Genomic DNA, 996 nt, shown 5'->3' on the forward strand with positions numbered 1-996 from the left:
CCGCAGGCCGCCGGCTCGACGACGCGAGTCCCTGCGTCGACGGCAGGCTCCCCGATGCCGGGGTCCGGCTGCACGCCGTCCTGCCACCGGTGGCGGCCGCCGGGACCGCGATCTCGCTGCGGGTGCTGCGCCCCGCCGGACACGACCTGGCCGCGCTCCGGCGGACCGGCACCCTCGACGCGACCGGCGAGGCCCTGCTGCGCGCGATCGTCGCCGCCCGGCTGGCCGTGCTCGTGGCCGGTGGGACGGGCAGTGGCAAGACCACGCTGCTCAACTCGCTGCTGGGCGCGGTCGATCCGGGCGAGCGGCTCATCACCGTCGAGGACGCCGAGGAGCTCTCCCCGCGCCATCCGCACGTCGTGCGGCTGGTCGCCCGACCGCCGAACATCGAGGGCTCGGGTGGCGTGCCGCTGCGCGAGCTGGTGCGTCAGGCGTTGCGGATGCGTCCGGACCGGCTGGTCGTCGGCGAGGTCCGCGGCGCCGAGGTGTGCGACCTGCTGGCCGCGATGAACACCGGTCACGACGGTGGCGGCTGCACCGTGCACGCCAACTCGGTCCGCGAGATCCCGGCCCGGATGCGCGCGCTGGCCGGGCTCGGCGGCATGTCCCCCGCCGCGCTCGACGGGCAGCTGACCGCCGCCGTCCAGGTCGTACTGCACATGCGACGCCGCCCCGGCGCCGGCCGGACGCTCGACGAGATCGGCGTGCTGGGCCGCTCCGACGACGGCACCCCCCGCGTCACGGCCGCCTGGAGCCGCGGCAGCGGGGCCGGACCGGGCCGCGACGAGCTCGCCACGCTGCTGCGCGAGCGCGGGGTCGGTGTGCCGTGCTGAGCACACTGCCCGGGACAGCGCAGGGCGCGGCGGTCCCCGCCCTGCTCGCGCTGGCGGTGCTGACACTGCCCGCGGCGCCGGGCCGATCCCGGTGGCGGGCCCTGACCGGCACCGGGGCCGGCCTCCCGACGGCCCGGCTGCTCGCTCCTCCGTTACCCCTGCT

1 protein-coding gene is annotated in these 996 nt (G+C 77.8%); it reads left to right on the forward strand.

Annotated elements, in window-relative coordinates; all coding sequences use genetic code 11:
* The coding region (locus GTW08_RS25690) for a CpaF family protein (RefSeq protein WP_161152653.1) at positions 1 to 833 on the forward strand (833 nt) is incomplete at its 5' end.
* Positions 834 to 996: the final 163 nt, after the last annotated feature.

Origin of the sequence: Pseudonocardia sp. SID8383, from assembly GCF_009864975.1 — a bacterium.
Classification (GTDB): Bacteria; Actinomycetota; Actinomycetes; order Mycobacteriales; family Pseudonocardiaceae; genus Pseudonocardia; species Pseudonocardia alni.